At 55.9% G+C, this 19249-nt stretch carries 14 protein-coding genes; 7 read left to right on the plus strand and 7 right to left on the minus strand.

Translation table 11 applies throughout. The features are described from left to right. Positions 1-163 precede the first annotated feature (163 nt). Complete coding sequence (locus tag P0120_14380; GenBank protein ID MDF0675506.1) at positions 164-1405, minus strand: TIGR03862 family flavoprotein; 1242 nt, start codon at positions 1403-1405, stop codon at positions 164-166. Positions 1406-1696: 291 nt separating this feature from the next. On the opposite strand from P0120_14380, the gene P0120_14385 reads away from it, so the two are divergent. After that, complete coding sequence (locus P0120_14385; protein MDF0675507.1) at positions 1697-3331, plus strand: heme peroxidase family protein; 1635 nt, start codon at positions 1697-1699, stop codon at positions 3329-3331. A 61-nt stretch (positions 3332-3392) separates the two neighbouring features. Here the strand turns inward: P0120_14385 and sigZ are convergent, their stop codons facing one another. Next, positions 3393-4019 carry an RNA polymerase sigma factor SigZ gene (gene sigZ / locus P0120_14390; protein MDF0675508.1) on the minus strand — a complete coding sequence of 209 codons (627 nt, stop codon included), beginning with the start codon at positions 4017-4019 and terminating at the stop codon, positions 3393-3395. A gap of 43 nt (positions 4020-4062) precedes the next feature. Beyond that, positions 4063-4506, minus strand: coding sequence for an ArsI/CadI family heavy metal resistance metalloenzyme (locus P0120_14395; protein MDF0675509.1), 444 nt, complete (start codon positions 4504-4506; stop codon positions 4063-4065). 423 nt (positions 4507-4929) lie between these two features. Between P0120_14395 and tenA the strand changes: the two genes are divergently transcribed. Both tenA and P0120_14405 read left to right on the plus strand, forming a co-directional pair. Continuing rightward, on the plus strand, positions 4930-5598 hold the full coding sequence (gene tenA / locus P0120_14400; protein MDF0675510.1) for a thiaminase II: 669 nt from the start codon (positions 4930-4932) through the stop codon (positions 5596-5598). A gap of 28 nt (positions 5599-5626) precedes the next feature. Further along, the gene (locus P0120_14405) at positions 5627-6442 is read left to right on the plus strand and encodes a DUF5677 domain-containing protein (GenBank protein MDF0675511.1); all 816 of its coding nucleotides are present in this window, start codon (positions 5627-5629) and stop codon (positions 6440-6442) included. 74 nt (positions 6443-6516) lie between these two features. Here the strand turns inward: P0120_14405 and P0120_14410 are convergent, their stop codons facing one another. The 4 genes from P0120_14410 to P0120_14425 all read right to left on the minus strand — a co-directional run bounded on the left by P0120_14410 (position 6517) and on the right by P0120_14425 (position 11988). After that, positions 6517-8919, minus strand: a complete 2403-nt coding sequence (locus tag P0120_14410) for a Tex family protein (protein MDF0675512.1) — start codon at positions 8917-8919, stop codon at positions 6517-6519. Positions 8920-9056: 137 nt separating this feature from the next. Further along, positions 9057-9650, minus strand: coding sequence for a CHAP domain-containing protein (locus P0120_14415; protein ID MDF0675513.1), 594 nt, complete (start codon positions 9648-9650; stop codon positions 9057-9059). Positions 9651-9833: 183 nt separating this feature from the next. Then, positions 9834-11270 carry a class II fumarate hydratase gene (locus tag P0120_14420; GenBank protein MDF0675514.1) on the minus strand — a complete coding sequence of 479 codons (1437 nt, stop codon included), beginning with the start codon at positions 11268-11270 and terminating at the stop codon, positions 9834-9836. 454 nt (positions 11271-11724) lie between these two features. Continuing rightward, positions 11725-11988 (minus strand): hypothetical protein, encoded by a 264-nt coding sequence (locus P0120_14425; GenBank protein MDF0675515.1) that lies wholly within the window; start codon positions 11986-11988, stop codon positions 11725-11727. Positions 11989-12604: 616 nt separating this feature from the next. On the opposite strand from P0120_14425, the gene P0120_14430 reads away from it, so the two are divergent. The 4 genes from P0120_14430 (at position 12605) to P0120_14445 (ending at position 19037) form a co-directional block, all read left to right on the plus strand. Next, the gene (locus P0120_14430; GenBank protein MDF0675516.1) at positions 12605-13774 is read left to right on the plus strand and encodes a sensor histidine kinase; all 1170 of its coding nucleotides are present in this window, start codon (positions 12605-12607) and stop codon (positions 13772-13774) included. Next, positions 13767-14411: a response regulator transcription factor gene (locus P0120_14435; GenBank protein ID MDF0675517.1), complete on the plus strand. Its 645-nt coding sequence runs from the start codon at positions 13767-13769 to the stop codon at positions 14409-14411. The genes P0120_14430 and P0120_14435 overlap by 8 nt, the downstream gene beginning before the upstream one ends. A gap of 259 nt (positions 14412-14670) precedes the next feature. Beyond that, entirely contained in the window at positions 14671-17859 is a 3189-nt protein-coding gene (locus tag P0120_14440) for an efflux RND transporter permease subunit (protein ID MDF0675518.1), read from the plus strand. Further along, positions 17856-19037, plus strand: coding sequence for an efflux RND transporter periplasmic adaptor subunit (locus P0120_14445; GenBank protein ID MDF0675519.1), 1182 nt, complete (start codon positions 17856-17858; stop codon positions 19035-19037). The genes P0120_14440 and P0120_14445 overlap by 4 nt, the downstream gene beginning before the upstream one ends. Positions 19038-19249 lie beyond the last annotated feature (212 nt).

Raw genomic sequence — 19249 nt, forward strand, 5'->3', positions numbered from 1 at the left:
CTTTCCACGCAGCATATGTGACGTCTCAAATTTATGAAGTCGACACAGATTATACATGCACTGTTCCGGGGGGAAGCAATGGCAGGGAGTCGCTGTTTGCTTGCAGGAGACATGGAGGTCAATTGATGTGGATGTGTCGACTGAGACCTTGAAGGGGTGATGTTCATTCGGCTCGCGCTCTTCCGTTTTCTGCCATCCACATAACCGCTCCTCTGCCGGCAAGACGCCCCGTAGCCAAACATGCCGTCAAAAGGTAGCCTCCCGTCGGTGCCTCCCAGTCCAGCATTTCACCCGCACAAAAGACGCCGGGGAGCGAACGAAGCATCAGCCTCGCATCAAGCGCCTCGAACGAGACGCCACCGGCCGTGCTGATGGCCTCTTCCAGCGGGCGTGGGGCTACGAATGTCAGCGGCAGTGATTTGAGCGCTGCGGCCAAGCGAGCAGGATCCGTAAACACTTCTTGGGGTATCACCTCGCGGAGGAGGCCAGCCTTGACTCCCATGATACCGGCACATCGTTTGAGATGCGTCGCGACCGTACGTGTACCACGCGGCTTTGAAAGATCTTGTGCGAGTCGCGGTAGTGATCGATCCGGAACCAGATCGAGATAGACCATCGCAGTGCCAGTCTGTTCGATGACATCCCGGACATGGCTTGAGACTGTATAGATGATGCCTCCTTCCACACCGGCCTCGGTAATGACGAACTCCCCCATGCGACCAATCACGGTACCGTCGACTGCCTTCACCATGACGTGAACCGTCTTCACCGGATGTCCGGCGAACTTCGTCCGAAAGTGCTCGCTCCACGGGACGTCAAATCCACAGTTGGCCGGCTTCAGTGGTACGATCGGTACCTTCTGTTCAGTCAGAATGCGAACCCACGCGGCATCGGAGCCGAGATGCGGCCAACTGCCCCCGCCCAGCGCCAACACGACAGCTTTTGACCGAACACTTTGCGACCCTTGCGGACTGGCGAAGAGAAGCTTCCCGTCTTGATCCCACCCGCACCATCGATGTCTGACATGGAACTGTACGCCGGCTTTTCGCAACCGGCACAGCCACGCGCGCAGGAGCGGCGCAGCCTTCAGATCAGTTGGAAAGATCCGTCCGGAGGTACCGACGAAGGTTTCCACGCCCAGCTCACGAGCCCAATGTCGCAGAGCTGCCGGGGGAAATGATCTAATCGCCGGTTCGATGAGCGCCCGGCGAGTGCCATAGCGAGAAAGGAAGGACTCCATCGGCTCCGAATGGGAGAGATTCAAGCCGCCTTTTCCTGCCAGTAGAAACTTTCGGCCCACCGACGGCATCGCATCATAGAGCTCAATGGTGGCGCCAGCAGTCACCGCCGCTTCTGCCGCCATGAGCCCGGCGGGACCGCCGCCGATCACCACAACTCTAGACATCCAGCTCTCAATACTTTGTGATGAGGAATGTTGATCAATTCACCTACATGCATTCAGTGGAGATCGTTAACCGTAGGAATTTACCTACGGATGAACACAACTACACGACTACACCGTGCTCGAACATAACTGAACACGTTCGTAGCGTGTGATCGACGTTTTTCGAGATTTTGCATTGATTCCATCATGGCCTGACTCTTGCTGGCATGCAACATCTCCACAGCGATGGCCATCGCAGCGAGGAAAGGATGGATGTTCTTGTGTTCACTATTAAACGTAGGAGGAATCCTCATGCGTAGTAGAGCGACATGTGTTGTGGCACTTGGTCTCGCCGGACTGTTATCCGGCGCGGCTGAACCGGCGGGAGCCGCCGAAGACCTGTCGGAACGAAACAACTTGCACGTGATCAAACCGACCCGTCCTCGCTTTCCAGATGATGTGTTCAGCCGCATGTTTCCAGGCTTGCCGCCCTATGCCCCCGCGACCGAGGAAGCGCGAGAGCAGGCGAAACAGCTGGGCGTCAAAGGTGGAGTCATCGATGCCCTGGATCTCCTCACGGATCCGAAAGAGTCGATTGTGAATCCTGGCCCAAACAACCCCGATAATCCAAATATGACGGCTGGAGTGACGTTTTTCGGGCAGTTTCTGGATCACGACCTGACCCTCGCGTTGAAAGCGCCGCTGCTGGAACCCACCCCTCCCCGACGGACCACCAATTTCCGGAGCGCCGAGTTTGATCTCGACAGTGTGTATGGCGACGGCCCGGAGGGGTCACCGGATCTGTACGACAGCAGTTCAGGCGACATCAAATTCCGCGTCGAAGCCATTCCTGGTTCGGAACAAGTGTCGCGAAAAGGTGCGATGCGATACGACCTTCCACGCGATCCGAACAACAACGCGATCATCGCAGACAGCCGGAACGATGAAAATCTTGTCATCAGTCAATTTCACCTGGCCATGCTGAAGTTTCACAATGCCGTCGTCGATCGATTGCGCGCCGATCCGGCACAGGCCAATCGTTCGGCCAAGGACATTTTCAGAGAGGCGCGTCGTCAGGTTCAATGGCACTACCAATGGATCATCGTCAACGAGTTCTTGCCGCTGACCATCGGACAAAATCGGACGGATGAGATTTTGCGGAACGGGCCGCGGTTCTACAGGGTCCATGACCGAACTCAAGACTCACTGTTCCGTAGCCCGAGGCGAGAGCCGTTGATCCCAGTGGAGTTCGCCGTGGCCGCCTATCGCTTCGGCCATTCGCAAGCTCGTCCCAGCTATCGGCTCAATTTCGGAGCAGCTCCTGGCAGCGAGTTCTTCGCCTTCATCTTCGATGATTCTGCCGATCCCAATGATCCCGATCCCAATGATCCCGATCCCAACGACATGCGTGGCGGCAAGCGAGCCCCGCGTCGGTACATCGACTGGCAGACGTTCTTTAGGTTCGACGAGAACTTTAAGCCCAACAAGCGGATCGACAGCAAGCTCTCAACCCCACTGATGCTTCTGCCGGGATCACGCGGTCCCGCTCCCGGTTTACCGAATGACGGAGTCCAGTCACTGGCCTCGCGTAATCTCATGCGCCACGTGAACTTCGGCATTCCGTCGGGACAAGCGATTGCGCAGGTGATGGGAGCTCAGGTTTTGACTCCGGTACAACTTGCGGACCTTGCCCCCTTCGGCATGGAGCGGAGTACCCCGCTCTGGTACTACATTCTGAAAGAGGCGGAGGTTTTCGAGCATGGTTTGCGATTGGGACCTGTCGGAAGCCGCATCGTCGGCGAAGTCTTCATCGGCTTATTGCAAGCTGATAAAGACTCCTATCTGTCGGTGAACCGGAACTGGAAGCCGACCTTGCCATCCGCCAAATCCGGCGATTTCGAAATCACTGATTTGCTAAATTTCGCCGGTGTCGTTCCTCCGCTCTAGATCCTGCCTCATCTTTGCTGTTGGGTACCCTCTCCACAGAGGGTACCCAACTCATATACATTCAGAGATCGGTTTCAGGCGTTTTCTCGTCAGATGCGCAGGAATCACACTCGGCTCTGCGCAAACGATACTCGACGACGCCTTTCCGGCTATCCAGTTGAATCAAGCAGCAGTCGTCGAGCATCCGTTTAAGCTGTTTTCGTCCACGTTGTACGCGGGATTTCATCCCGGACAGGGAAATACCCATGCGTTTGGCCGCAACCTGCTGCGTCAGCCCCTCAAGCTCCACGAGGGTGATCGCGTCTCGATAATCCTGGGACAATCGTTCAATCATCGGGCGAAGACAACCGGCGAGTTCGGCCCGAAGCTCACCTGCATCGCCTTGACGAGTCATTTCTGAGATCGTAGGAATTTCGTTCAATACTTCAAGTTCAGAACTCAATCCAGCCGGCACCTCTCGTTGTCTTCCTGGCTTCCGGTAATGATCGATGATCGCATTCCGCGTGACCTGATAGACCCATGAGATGACCCGGCGAGGGTCGTTCACGTTGCCGATCTGTCGATGGACCCGCACAAACACGTCCTGCAAAATGTCGTCGACATGCCCCTCATCGTTTATACGTTTGGCGATGAATGCACGGAGGCCATCACGAACAAGTTGCCAGAGTTCTTCCGTCGTCTTTATCATGATGGCCTCTCCACCCTCCGCATCCGTACGGTACTGCTCCGGCTTAGGCTCCGCAAGTAGCCGGCTCTGAAGCACCTACCTTCTTTGGCACGCAGCACCCTGTTTGACTCAGTCGTCCTGTGGCCTCCAATTGCTCATGGACCGCAAAGATCTCCCAAGCATTGCCATCGGGATCGGTAAACCAGAGCTTATCCTGTCGTGCAAAGCAACAGGCGACGTTATCTTCCACTCTTTCAAGTATGCCTTCATGTTGCAAACGGGTCTTCCATTCCATGATTTCCTCGACTGTCTCGACCTCGATTCCCAAATGATCCACGGTACTCACCTCCCCAGTGGAGGACACCAGCGAGAAGTTCAACGCCGGAGTCCTCAAGTCAAACTTGGCATAGTCCGCTACCTGTTTCTGCGACGACACCCCAAACACTTTTTCATAGAACGCCACCGATCTGGACACATCACGGACATCGAGCGAAATATGGGGACGCATGGGAAACCTCCTCGTTATCGAGCTACGGGTCATTCCGCACTCATCCCTATAGACGAAGGAGCTCAGAAAAGGACGCAGCTATGACAAAAGGAGCATTGTGTAACAAAGGAACAGAGTAGAAAGGGGCAACCGTTGTGGGGTCACGTCGTAGGGGGCGTTTCGTAACCACGAGGTACGCGGAAGGCCTTCTGGTTACGGGACCGAACCAGGTAGTTGGAGGCGCGGCCAATGTTTTACGAGACACGCCGTGCGAGGTCTGCGGCTTATTCACGGTCAATCGGACGCGACGCGGCTACGGCACCCTAATTACTTTGAGTTCCGAGCATTGAATTTTGAGTTGAAACTCAACAGTAAAAACTCGAAACTAAAAACTGCTTATATCCTGACCACACACCAGAGGCGAGGATCTCTAGAAAGGCCTGTATGTCCTATTCAAGCCACCTACGCAAGCTCGCCACGTCGATCTGGGATGCCCAACTACACCATCCCTTTGTCGTGGCTCTCGGTAACGGAACACTGCCTGAACATAAATTCAAATATTACATTCTGCAGGACGCACGGTTTCTTGGCGATCTGGCGCGTGTGTTGTCTGCCGCCGCACTGAAGGCCCCTGATTCGGAATCGGCTTGGCGGTTCAACAAGTTGGCCGAGGAAACGATTGTCGTCGAGCGGAGCCTGCATGAGAGCTACGGAAAGAAATGGGGGCTGACGGCCAAACAGATGACATCCGTGTCGATGGCACCGACGACCTATGCCTATACCAGACACATGCTGGCTGTCGCGGCTTCAGGCACCGCGGCAGAGATCACGGTCGTCGCCCTCCCTTGCGCCTGGGTCTACTGTGTCGTCGGACAACACCTGTTACGGAAAGGTCCGCCTGCCAAGAATCATCCCTACCGCGATTGGCTGATGCTCTATGCCTCGCCGGAATTTGCCGAAGTCCAACTCTGGATGCGAAAGAAAGTCGATCTGTGGGCCAAGACCGCCGGCAAAGAAGAAAAGCGGCGGATGGAAGACTCCTTCATCATCAGCTCACGGTACGAATGGATGTTCTGGGACATGGCGTGGAACGAAGAGAAGTGGCCGGTGTGATCTCATTCATTCGGCAAAGGGCTCAACGATGAGTCTTCATGACGAAGGATTCCTATCTCACGAACTAGATGCAGTCCGTGTGGCTATTCGCAAACACCATGCTAAACACTTTGACCTGACGACACGCGTCAACATATTCTGTCAGGAAACACGAGCACGGATGGGTGTATACAATCGGGACCCGCAACAACTCATCGCAACATGCTTGATGTTGAAAATCTTCGAGGATGTCCAGGGTGCCCTACTACTTCTAGAGTCCGGACTTGGTTCTCAAAGTAGGTCTTTGCTCCGTGTCGCAACTGAAGCCTTAATCATTCTCGCTAAAGTCGTTGGCTCGGAAGAGTTCTTCAAAGCCTACGTTCTAGCTGGCCAACGTGAGCGCCTAAAATTGCTGATGGCAATCAAATCGAATCGACTTTATGGAAGCGAAGATATCCAGAAAGACATAACTCCAGGACTTTTAGAGCAAGTCAAGAAGAGCTTCGATGGAACGGAGAACAAGAATCTCGAACGGTGGGCGAAGGACGTAAAGCTCGACGTTATGTATGACATCGTCTATCGACTCTTTTCCCAAGACGTGCACACTCATCCACGACGACTAGAAAAGTACCTGATCATCCGAGCAGATGGTGAAATTGGCCAGATCGGATGGGGAGCTGGCATCGGCGAAGATATTTCTATCGAGATAGTGGAAGCGGCCAAGATCTTATTGCTCACAATGGACGCTATTGGCCATCTCTTTCAACTCCAGATTAAGGAAGAGATCAAGAGTTTTTGGGAGGAAATCAAAAGATTAGTCGAACTCAATAATAATGATGGCAGACCTGAACTTTCCTCTTCTTGATACCTATCGTTTGGTTTATGAGTTCGGTGGAAGCTGGCTATCACCCAGTGTGATGTCTTGCCGATAGGCGCCCGCTATAACTTTTGCCTGGCCCTAGCCAACGCCAGTGCCATAGCACCGACCGGTTGAGGAGTTCGTGCAGTTACCTGACCGGATGCTGATGGTCCACGACCGCGCGAGTCACGTGTAGCTTCGCTTCCAGATTGTGTCGAACCAGATGGGCGGCTTGCCGTATCCTCCAGACGCATGGTCAGGGCAATACGCTGGCGCTTCAGATCGACATCGATCACCTTCACCTTGACGACCTGTCCCGGTTTGACCACCTCGTGTGGATCTTTGACAAATTTATTGGCCAGCGCGGACACGTGCACGAGCCCGTCCTGATGCACGCCGACATCGACGAAGGCTCCGAACGCCGCCACATTCGTGACGACTCCCTCCAACACCATGCCGGGCTGTAAGTCACTCACAGACTCGACTCCCTCACGGAAAGTCGCTGTCTTGAATTCTGGACGAGGATCTCGGCCTGGTTTTTCCAGCTCGGTGAAAATGTCACGGACTGTCGGCAAGCCAAATGTCTCATCGATAAAGTCAGCCGGCGACAACTCTTTCAAGACCGCCGGCCGGCGCATCACCTCGGCAATCCCCGTTTCCAACCGCGTCAGAATACGTTCGATCACGGGATAGGCCTCTGGGTGCACGGCGGACCGATCTAAGGGATTGTCGCCGTCAGGGATGCGCAGGAAACCAGCCGCCTGCTCGAAAGTTTTTTCGCCAAGACGCGGCACCTTGCGGATCGCAGCACGGTTTGGGAACGGTCCGTTCGCATTCCGATAGTCTACAATATTCCTGGCCAGTGCCTTGTTGAGGCCCGAGACCCGTTCCAATAACGGCATCGACGCCGTATTGACGTTCACGCCGACGGCATTCACGCAATCTTCGACCGTGGCATCGAGCGACCGCGCCAAGGCCCGCTGATCGACATCATGCTGATATTGTCCAACTCCGATCGCCTTCGGCTCAATCTTAACCAGCTCGGCCAGCGGATCCTGAACGCGCCGAGCAATAGACACCGCGCCTCGCAGGCTGACATCCAATGCGGGGAACTCCGCCGCAGCAAAGGCAGAGGCCGAATAGACTGACGCGCCTGCTTCACTTATCACGATTTTCGCAACCTTCGGTTCGGGGCTTTGGGCTGCAACCAGTTTAATCACCTCGCCTGCCAACTTGTCTGTCTCCCGGCTCGCCGTGCCGTTTCCGATTGCCAGCAATTCCACGCCGTGGCGAATGACCAGACGAACCAACGTCTCTACGGCTCTCTGCCAATCGTTGCGAGGCTGATGCGGATAGATGGTCTCTGTTTCCAATAATTTTCCGGTCGCATCGACCACCGCCACTTTGCAACCGGTGCGAATACCGGGGTCCAGGCCGAGGATGGCCTTTGGGCCGGCCGGTGCTGCCAACAACAGTTCATGGAGATTCCGCGCAAAAATCTTGATCGCCTCGGCCTCGGCCGCTTCGCGCAACTGCACGAACAGTTCGGTACTGAGCGTCAGGTGAAGCCTTACACGCCAAGTCCATTCGCATACGCCGACCAGCCATTTGTCCGCAGGTCGGCCGCGATCCTCGATACCGGCATGAGCCGCGATCATTGCGACGCAGGGATGGGGGACAACCGCCTCAAGCGCCTCTCCCAGCCCTAACTCAAGCTTCAACACCCCAAGGGTGCGACCTCGGAACAGCGCGAGCGCCCGATGCGATGGAATAGTCTTGATCGGTTCAGAATAGGCATAATAGTCTCGAAACTTTTCCTCTTCAGCCGTTTCCTTGTCTTTCATCACCGTCGAGGTCAGGACCCCTTCATCCCACAACCGGGCCCGCAACGCGGCCAGCAACTCGGCTGTTTCCGCGAACCGCTCCATGAGAATATCCCGCGCTCCTTCCAACGCAGTTTTGGCATCGGGCACATTGATCGCCTCCACCCCTTCGGCGGCCGGCACGACGCGAATGTACGTGAGCGCTTCTTGCTCGGGATGCAGCATAGGATCGGCCAACAGACCATCGGCCAAGAGCTCCAGTCCTGCTTCGCGTGCGATTTGTGCACGCGTGCGCCGCTTCGGTTTGAAGGGCAGGTACAGATCTTCGACGGCTTGTTTGGTGGTCGCGGCCTCAATGCCGGCACGCAACGCATCTGTGAGCTTGCCTTGCTCCTCAATCGAAGTCAGGACGGCAGCACGCCGCTCCTCCAATTCACGCAAATAGCGCAGCCGATCTTCCAGTGAACGTAGTTGCGTGTCATCTAAGTTTCCTGTTACCTCTTTCCGATAGCGCGCGATGAAAGGAACTGTGGCTCCTTCGTCGAGCAGCGTTATCGCTGCCGAAACTTGATGGACCCCAACACTGAGCTCCTTAGCGATGAGGGGTACAATCTTGAGCTGCGCCGCGTCCGTTGAAGTCTGAGTCGTTTCAGGTGTCATCGGTATCAATCGCCTATGTTTCCGAGCGCGTCAGAATTCCGTGCTCTCTGAGAGTTAGAGGGTAAGCAAGGCATCCTGGGAAAGAGACGGTCCAAGCTCAAGAGGGACATGACAGGGAATTCGTAGACAAGGTCAAGTTAGTGAGCAAGCGTTCCAAAAGCGGCGAACAGTCGCCCGGTAAGATAATAGGTTCCTTGAGCGTCTCCCACATGCTTGCGTCGCAAGAAGTCGTTCAAGACTCGTCCATCAGCAGCCTTGTGTCTGTCGGGATGACTGAGGTTCATCCTGTACCGTTTAATCCCCTCTGAAACCGAACTGACGAACACGACGGTCCCATCAAGGTCCACTTTCTCGACGACGCCGACGTGTGTGAGCGGGTCGTTCGGCAATCCGTCGCGGTTGAAATCCCAGGTGTTGTGGAAAAAGACCAGGTCACCTGGATGGACGGTAGGGCCGTAGTGAATCCGGCCATGTTCCACCACATGGGTAAAAATGCGCCCGACCCCGTTGCCTCCATCAAGCTCCCCCAGCCCACCATACAAGTCGACACGCTCCGAGGCGTATACGCCTCGAACGAAACCTGAACAATCCGGAGCATAGTTCCGGCCCCCAACCTGAATCCGAGACTGTCCGACAAACCGCACCGCCGTCTTCGCCAGCGCCGTCTGTCGCGGAACTGCCTTGGCCATGGTGCAGCAATGCGCTCCGCGCGTGCCCAGGGTGGGAGTCACGCTCCTCTCATCTTGTACCGGCGGACGTCCAGTCGTGGCACAGCCAGAGAGCACGCCTGAAACCAGCAAGACCAGAAGGCCGATGAAGAGCGAGTGACTGTGGCCAGCCGAACTCATTATGCATTAGTATACAGACCCGCTGCCGTAAGACAATACCTGCGTACCGTTCAGCTCTCCCTTCAACTATCCTCCCGCACTTCCCACTGGTCCGCCTGGTTCAGTCATGCGCCACGGATCGAGGAGTTCGGCGAGGCGTCTGTCGGGTAATACTTTTTGGTCTTTGGCGACCTGCCTCACCGTCTTTCCAGATTTATACGCCTCCTTCGCCAATTTTGCCGCTGCCTCGTAACCAATCTCTGGAGCCAGGGCAGTACACATCGCCAGGCTTTCTTCGATGAGACTCTTACAACGGTCTTCGTTTGCCTGGATCCCTTCAATACACTTGACCGAGAAATTGTTGGAGGCTGTTGCGAGAAGTTCGATGGATTGCACCAGGTTGTACGCCATGACCGGCATCATCACGATGAGTTCGAAATTTGCCGCCTGGCCGCCTACAGTTACCGTCACGTCGTTGCCGATGACCTGCGCGCAGACCATCGTGACGGATTCGGCGATCACCGGATTGACTTTGCCCGGCATGATCGACGAACCAGGTTGCGTCTCGGGCAAATTGATTTCGCCGAGTCCACAGCGTGGCCCGGACCCAAGCCAGCGAATATCGTTGGCGATCTTCATGAGACTGACTGCCAGGGTCCGTAGGTGTCCACTGGCTTCAACTAACGAATCCTGCGCCGACTGCGCCTCAAAATGATTCTTGGCTTCTTTGAAGAAGCAGCCGGTTTCCTTGGAAATGATCGCCATGACCTTGGCGGAAAATTTCGGATGACAGTTCAAGCCTGTGCCGACGGCCGTCCCGCCCAATGCAACTTCGCTCAAAGCCTCCTGCGCTCGCATGACCCGCTGGATGCCAAGTTCGATTTGTCTGGCGTAACCTCCGAATTCCTGGCCGAGACGAACCGGCGTGGCGTCTTGCAAGTGTGTGCGCCCGATCTTCACGATCTTATCGAACTCCTTGGCCTTGCCCTTCAATGCCTTGTGCAATCGAGCCAGGGCCGGCAACAGCTGCTGCTGCATCATTTCTGAGGCGGCGATGTGAATGGCAGTCGGAATCACGTCGTTGCTCGACTGCCCAAGATTCACATGGTCGTTCGGATGGACCAATTTGCTGCCGCGTGCGCCGCCGAGTAGCTCAGTGGCGCGATTGGAGATGACCTCATTGGTGTTCATGTTGGTCGACGTACCGGACCCAGTCTGAAAAATATCGACAGGAAACTCGGCATCCCATTTGCCATCGACCACTTCAGTCGCTGCCTGCTTGACGGCCTCCGAGGGTTGCCTACCCAGCAAACCGAGGGAGTGGTTGACGGTGGCCGCAGCCCGCTTGATCATTCCCATAGCCCGAATAATTGCCCGCGGCATCCGCAGCGAGCTGATCGGAAAATTCTCAATGGCGCGGGCAGTCTGTACACCATAGTAGGCCTCGGCTGGAACAGCCAGTTCCCCCATGGTATCTCGCTCAATTCGAGTCGTTGCCGGCGGCTTATTCTGATCCTTTTTCATGCCCAGTGCTCCATGTGTAAGAGGTTCGAACTCCTTGCGGGCGTCATGATAAACTCAGCTCGGCGACTTTCACAAGGGCATGCCTCCCTGACTTCTCCACATGTCACGGTCGAGGCCTACGCAGGCTATACGCGGGTTATCAGTTATACGGTGAAGAAACGCCCCGTCCGTTCACACTCGATGGGTCCGCTTATCCGTGGAGGAGATTCTCGGTCGCTGGTACCGCGAGGCGCATGGCTGCTTTCGCATCCACGCTAGCGACACTCAGCGATACGTGCTGCGGTATGACTTACACGAAGAAGTCTGGGAATTGGTGATGCAGGAGCGGAGCACGAACAAACTAAGAAGGCCCACCTGACCAGGTAGGCCTTCGCGATAACCAACGAATCAAACCATTGCTCCCCCTATCTTGCCCCAGTATAGCCAGCAGAGTGACGTTCCCTCTCTCAGATCATCAAATTCGAGTGACTTCTCTCTCGACTCTTTTTGCCGTATTCGTCCTTGGTGGGAACAAGTACGCTGGTTCGCGTTTGACGATCCTGAACAAGTGCATGATGTCTATCCCCATACCTGTCAATGCAAGACACCATCCACCGACGATCATCCACCAGGCCGACGAAAACATGTCGGAAGGCTGGTGGAAGTCGAAGACGGCCACGACACCCCCGAGCGCCAGCATCATTCCAACCGTCATCAGCGAATAGATTAGAGTTGTCATCTTCGCCTCCTTATTTGTGCATGACAGTTATCAACGCCTCCTCTGCATGTGGCCATAGGCGGCGTCGGCCAAAGTTAGGATGATCCTGGGGAGGAACTCTACTCGTTTTCTTCAAATAGGCAATCCCGTAAGATGCCCCTGTCGAGTAGATCCAATCGGACCTTCATGCTCGATGTCCCGAAAGGCCCGATAAGCGATGGCGGGAACCAACAATCCGACTCGCTCCGGGCAAACTGACCCTCCCCTGCCCTCACAGAGCAGAGCACTTCAGCAGGATTAGCTGGATTAGGGATGGTAGGTGGGCGTCTCGGAAACCTCGTAACTTATCGAGCAAGGATCTGTTGGTTTCCCCAGTGGCTTTCGCTTCGCGAGTGCACTAATTTGCAAGACTGAAATCTACTGTTTCAGCAGCATGGTGATGCAGGCGATCCGCACAAACCCCAGGAAGTTCGTGGCAGAATACTCCCAACGGATGAGCAAGCGCCGCTTCCGTTGGAGGAGTCGAGCCAAGTCCAGAACCGTTCCACGAGCCACCAGGGATGTTCACAGTGTTATGAAGTGTTAAGAATTGTTAAATAGATTCTAGAGTTTCGTTCCATGACGTGAGGCTCACGTCATGGGCTATGACACCAACAGAGCCTTGCTCTCCGTCATCATCGGCATCGGTGTTGGTCTGTTTTGCCTCGATCTGTACCTACCAAGCGGCATCAGTACCGGAGTGCTCTATGGCGGACTGGTTATCCTCTCGTTTCTCCTGCCGTACCGGAAAGGCCCACTCATTGCAGCGGCAGTCTGTTCCATACTCGACTTGGCCGGTACCGATCTCGGCTTAACCATTGTCGGCGTACCCCATTGGATGGGCGTCGTCAATCGTCTGTTCAGCCTCACGGCGCTTTGGCTACCGTTGCTGTTTTTTTTGCATCGCCGCAGAGCCGAGAACGAACTTCGGCAAGCGCACGACGAACTCGAGGCACGAGTGCAAGCGCGGACACAACAATTGGCCACTCTCAATCAATCCTTGATCACCGAGATTGCCGACCGCAAAGAGACGGAACAATCGCTGCGCGCCAGCGAAGCCGCACTGCAAGCCAGGGAACGGCAACTTCAGCAGAATCGGGAGGAGTTACGAGCGCTGGCCGGACAGCTTCTCACGGCGCAGGAAGAAGATCGTCGTCGGATCTCCCGCGACTTGCACGACCACATCAATCAACGGCTTGCGATGCTGACGATGGATCTGCGACAGCTAGAGAAAGGTAGGTTTACCGATCATGACCATCTACGGGATGAGATTCGCCGGGTGTCCGAGTGTCTAACCCTCGTTTCCGACGATGTGCGCCAAATGGCCTATCGCTTTCATCCATCCATTTTGGATGATTTGGGGCTGACAAAGGCCGTGCGCGGCCTTGTGGATGACTTTTCAACCCACACAGGTATCCAGAGCGCCTATGTGCACAATGATCCCGTTGCGGCACTGCCGGACGAAGTCACCATCTGCATCTATCGGATCGTGCAGGAAAGTCTCAGCAACGTTGCTCGGCATGCCCAGGCTTCACAGGTCGAAGTGGAGGTGATGTGCGACGAGGAGACGATCGACCTGTCCATTCGCGACAATGGGGTAGGGTTCGATCTCGAACAGTCGAGCAAACCCGGCGGGCACCTGGGATTGCTGAGCATGAAGGAGCGAGTACGCTTGGCGCAGGGCACGTTGGTGGTGGAGTCGACACGAGGACACGGCACCCATATCCGAGTTGCCATCCCGCTGACTCAAGGAGGACGGCATGTCTAAGCCGCGCGTGCTGTTGGCCGACGATCATCTCCTAGTCTTGGAGGGATTTCGTCGAATTCTCGAAGGACAGTATGAGTTGGTCGGCGCCGTCGAAGACGGGCGCGCACTCTTGGATGCCGCAGAGAAGCTTCAGCCCGATATTGTGATTCTCGATGTGTCTATGCCGTTGCTGAATGGTATTGACGCGGCGGCTCAACTGAAGAAGATCTGCCCAAGTACGAAAATCATCATTGTCACCATGCACGCAGACAGGGAATATATCCGGTCCGCCTTTGAGGCGGGAGCATCGGCCTATGTGCTCAAGCGTTCGGCGGTGGATGAATTGGACCAGGCTATTCGAGCGGCGGTTGCGGGACATTCCTATATTACCCCGTTGATTACCAAAGACATGCTCGATGTCTTTCTCTCAACAGCATCGGACACGCCGGGTGAGACGCAGCGCCTCACCACTCGTCAGCGGGAAGTTCTGCAACTGCTGACCGAGGGACGGACGGCAAAGGAAATTGCGAATATTTTGAACATCTCTTCACGGACGGTTGAATTTCATAAGAGCCAGATTCTGATGCAGCTCAATCTCCAGACCACCGCGGATTTGATCAAATACGCGCTGACCCACGGTATCGTGCCGACATCCTAGGGAGTTTCCTAGTCTCAGCTTCCCTTTAACCAGTCTCGTAATATTTCCAATCTCACCTTCGGAATTTCCGAGTTCCTCCCCTTCGGATCTGTGCGTTATAACGCTGTACATGATGAAGCATTACGGATTCGTTAAAAAGGTTTGTCACCCTGTGTCAGATTCTTTACTAGGGCCGTCGTAACGAATGACCAGCAATTCTTCCGAGAGATAGAAGATAGAGATAACAGAGGAAAGATAGAGAAGTACAGGAGGCAGACGTATGAACCAGCTTGTCCTCATTGCCCTTCGCAGGCCTTACACCTTCGTCGTCATGTCCATTCTCATCATGTTCTTAGGGACCAAGACGATTCGCCATATGCCGACCGACGTCTTCCCGAATATCACGATTCCCGTCACCTCCGTGGTCTGGATCTATTCCGGCATGATCCCGCCGCAGGTGGAAGGGCGCATCACGTACATGTTCGAACGCTTTTTGACCTCGACCGTCGAAGGCATCAAGTATATCCATAGCCATTCCTATTACGGCAGCAGCATCACCAACATCTTTCTCCAGGACGGAGTCGATGTGGGCAGAGCCGAAGCGGATATCGTGGGCATCGCGCAAAATGTCGTCAAGGCTCTGCCACCCGATATTTCTCCGCCCATGGTCATGCGTCTCGCGCCGTCTTCCATCCCGGTGGCCATGCTCGAAATCAGCTCCGACGATATGACGCCCGCGGAGCTCTACAATCTCACCTACATGCGAATTCGCCCCCTGATGGTCACCGTCCCTGGGATCGTCCTCCCGCACCCATACGGGGGGCAGGACATGCAGGTCATGGTCAACCTCGATCCGCAGAAAATGCTCGCTCGTCACCTCACGCCGTCCGATATTCACGATGTCCTCATGAAGCAATATCTCGTGCTGCCGTCCGGCGATATCAAGATCAAGCAGACCGACTGGGTCGTCCTGACGAACGCGTCACCGTTGAAGATCGATGATTTTGCGAACATTCCGATCAAGCGGGAAGGCAACGCATACGTCTACCTTCGCGACGTGGCATCGGTGCGCCTCATGGGCCGAGTTCAGCAGAACATGGTGCTCGTGAAAGGCAAGCAAACCGTCATCCTCGTCGCGATGAAGAGTACGGAGGCCTCGACTCTCGACGTGGTCGAGGGGATCAAAAAGATGATCCCGCGGGCCGAACGAGTCTCTCCAGAGGGCGTGAGGATCCGGCTCTTGGACGACGCCTCGACCTTCGTGAAAGATTCGATCTCCGACGTGCTCCATGAAATGTTGACTGCCGGCGCGCTGGTCGGCCTCATCGTGCTGCTGCTGCTCGGCTCCTGGCGGGCAACCGTTATCGTCTGGGTTTCGATCCCGCTATCCATCTTAACTGCGATCATAGGTCTGCATTGGCTCGAGGAGACGATCAACGTCATGACCTTGGGCGGGTTGGCGCTCGCTGTCGGCATTCTGGTCGATGATGCGACCGTGATGATCGAAAACATCGATCGCCATCTCGAGATGGGCAAGCCTTTGGAACAGGCCATCATCGACGCCGCCAATCAGATCGTCGTGCCGACGCTCGTCGCCACCCTCTGCATCGCGATCGCCTGGTTCCCGCTCTTCGATCTCAGCGGTGTCGCCGGTTATCTGTTCAAGCCCATGGCGGAGGCCGTCATGATCGCAATGATCGCCTCCTTTATCTTCTCGCGCACGCTAGTGCCGACCATGGCGAAATACATGATGAAGAGTCATCATGGCCAACCACATGAGCCCCATGGGCACCAACCCCATGGACAGCCAGCCGCAGAACCATCGCGGAACCCCTTCGTCCGTTTTCAGCAGGGGTTCGAACGCCGTTTTAACCGGTTCCGCGAGAGCTATGAGACGCTGCTCAAACGGATGATCGCTCGCCGCCGTGCCTTCGTCACCGTTTCGCTCGCCGTCGCGGTCGGCTCGATGGGCCTGTTTTTCTTCCTCGGTCGCGACTATTTCCCGGAGATCCGGTCGGGGGTTATTCAGATGCACATGCGAGCGCCGCTCGGGACACGTATCGAGGTGTCAGGACGCATTACCACGCTCGTCGCCAACAGCATCGAGGAGTTACTGCCCAATCAGGTCGAAAACATCGTCAGTAACTGCGGCCTGCCGGTCGGGCCGCACAATCTCGCGTTCATTCCGACGCCGACGATCGGCTCTCAGGATTGTGACATGACGATTCTCCTACATGATGAAAAATCGCCGGTGTGGGACATCCGGAAGACGCTCCGCAAGGGCTTGAAAGAGCGGTATCCGGGGACCGAATTCACGTTTCAGCCGTCCGATCTCACCGCCAAGATTCTCAATTTCGGCGCGCCCGCGCCGATCGACGTGCAGGTCAACGGCCCGGACACGTACCCCAGCTACGAATACACCCTGAAATTGGCCGACGAGTTTCGCCGAATCCCCGGCGCGAAGGACGTGGTGGTTCACCAGACGATGCGCACGCCGACCATGATGGTCGAAGGCAACCGCACGTTCGGACTCAACGTCGACAGAACCCTGAGGGACATGGCCGAAAATCTCCTCATGACGACCGCCGGCAGCCAACAAATCGATCAGATCTATTGGCTCGACCCCAGTACCGGCATGTCGTACCTGATCAATGTCTATACGCCGCAGCCGTTCATCAATAGTGTCAATAGTCTCAAGACCGTTCCGGTCGATTCCTCAAACGACCTTAAGGGTGAAGTCCAGTTGCTCGGCAATTTGTCCGACCTGATACCGGAGGGAACGCCGGGCGTGATCACACATGGCAACATCATGCCCCTGTTCGACATCTATGTCTCCGTTGAAGATCGCGACCTCGGCGGGGTGCTGGCGGATGTTCAGAAAGTCGCCAAGAGCATGGAGGACGAGAAGCCCCGCAGTGCGGAGGTCGAAATCCACGGCCAGGCCTCATTGATGTACGACGCATATGCCGAGCTGATTTTCGGGCTGCTCGTCGCGATCATGCTGATCTATCTGTTGATCGTCGTCAATTTCCAATCCTGGCTCGATCCCTTCATCATCATCACCGCCTTGCCCGGCGCGCTGGCGGGCATCGCCTGGGCCCTGTTCCTCACCCATACGCGTCTGTCGGAGCCCGCGCTGACCGGTGCCATCATGTGCATGGGCACGGCGACCGCCAATTCGATCCTCGTGGTGTCCTATGCGCGCGAGATGCTTCAAGAGCACGGCGACGCATTACGGGCCGCGATTGAAGCCGGAACGACCCGCTTCCGTCCCGTGCTCATGACCGCAGCGGCCATGATTTTCGGGATGGTCCCCATGGCGACGGGCTATTCGCAGAACGCGCCGCTGGGTCGCGCCGTCATCGGCGGCTTACTCATGGCCACGCTCTTCACCCTGCTTTTCGTACCCTGCGTGTATGCCATCATTTACAGCCGGCGTACGGCTAAGCTACCGAAGGAGATCATATGATCGCGACACTTGTTCGATCACGTATCGCCATTGCAGCCATTATTCTGTGCGGACTCTATCTCGGCTATCGGATACATGAGGCCCAAAGCGAAGCCGCCTTGCTGCGCGACAGGACGCTCGCAGAGGCCGTCCCCACCGTCGCGGTCGTTTCTCCCAAGCCGACTCCGAAGTCCGAGGCCATTGTGCTTCCCGGCAACATCGTCGGCTGGTACGAAGCGCCGATCTACGCGCGCGTCACGGGCTATGTGAAGATGTGGTACAAGCGCTACGGAGACGAAGTGAAAAAGGGCGATCTCCTCGCCGAAATCAACACCCCGGACCTCGATGCCGAATATCTACAGGCTCAGGCGGATTTGCAATCCGAGCGCGCCAAGTATCGGCTCGCCGAGGTGACCGCGAATCGCTGGATCGCGCTGCGCCCGAATCATGCGGTGTCCGAGCAGTCGATCACGGTGCAGGAACAAAACTTGAAATCTCAGGCCGCGGTGGTCAGGGCAGCGGAGCAAAAGGTCAAGAACATCGAGGCGTTCATCGGGTTTAAAAAGATCATCGCGCCGTTTGACGGTGTCGTCATCCAACGCAACATCAATGTCGGCGACTTGGTCAGTAAAGAGGGCAACCTCAGCACCCCCAATGCGAAAAGTAACCTGTTTACAGTGGCCGTCGTCGATAAGTTGCGTCTCTTTGTCAATGTGCCCCAGACGTTCGGGCCGTTTCTTCGTTCAGGCTTGACGGCCGACGTGACCGTTGCGCCGTTGCCTCACCGGCATTTCAACTTCCAGTTTCTGACCGTCGCCAAGGGGTTCGATATAGGCACGCGCACGGCGACCACTATTTTCACGATCGAGAACGAGGACCGTGCGCTCTGGCCCGGCACCTATGCCCAGGTCCACATGACGACGCCGATCGATCAACAAGCCTTCATCCTGCCGTCCTCCGTGTTGATCTATAAGGAGCATGCCACACAAGTGGCTGTGGTGAATGAGGATGACCATGTGCGCTTGCAAACAATCACCGTGGAGAAACTCTTCGACAACATCATCCAAGTCTCAGAGGGGATTGGCCCGAACGACCGCATCGTGAACAACCCCAGTGCCGCGTTGCTCGAAGGCTCCAAAGTGCGCATCGTGACGCCGGAGCTCGGGTACGACCTCAACCCAGCGGAAACGTCCACATGATAGAAGATCCCATGACGAGGAATAGGCTCCACAAACTGAAGCCCTCGCATCAATAAGATTGGGTTGCCGCATATCGATTTGACACCCAACTATGAACCGCTTCAACTTGTGGTGACGTGGTAGAGGGCGCGAGGAAATTCTATGCGCAGGAGCCGAGTCATGGGGTTGAGCCTAGCTCATCGAGAGGCACAAGACAAGATCTGACCCCATTT

It is taken from the genome of Nitrospira sp. (assembly GCA_029194675.1).
In the GTDB taxonomy this organism is placed as follows: Bacteria; Nitrospirota; Nitrospiria; order Nitrospirales; family Nitrospiraceae; genus Nitrospira_D.